This is a genomic window from Sandaracinomonas limnophila (genome assembly GCF_004005965.1).
Taxonomy (GTDB): Bacteria; Bacteroidota; Bacteroidia; order Cytophagales; family Spirosomataceae; genus Sandaracinomonas; species Sandaracinomonas limnophila.
In genome coordinates this window covers 1-321 of record NZ_SACY01000017.1, presented here as the reverse complement: position 1 = coordinate 321, position 321 = coordinate 1, and the positions used below count along the sequence as shown (strand labels likewise).

Sequence of the window (321 nt, the reverse complement as noted above, 5' to 3'; positions counted from 1 at the left end):
TTGCAGTTTTACAAACCGCTGGATTTACTGAGTTATCACAAACTTGGTAGGTCAATACATCCGTTCCTGTGAAACCTGCCGCTGGGGTGTAAGTCAATGTTCCGTCTGGATTCACTGTTACTGTTCCGTGTGCTGGTTGTGTCACAATCGTTGGATTAGACAATGTGCAGTTTGGATTCTCACAAACATCATTTGCTAATACGTTCGTTGTTACCGAGCTGCCCGACTTCACTGTTGCAATGTCTGGGTTCACTGCTGGTGCAACATTCGCTGCCGTTGGATCCACTACCGTGATAGTTACTGGAGACAATGGACAGTTCG

At 46.4% G+C, this 321-nt stretch carries 1 protein-coding gene; it reads right to left on the bottom strand.

The features are described 5' to 3' along the window. On the bottom strand, nucleotides 1-321 hold a 321-nt coding region (locus tag EOJ36_RS12010; protein ID WP_164847910.1), incomplete at both ends, for an Ig-like domain-containing protein.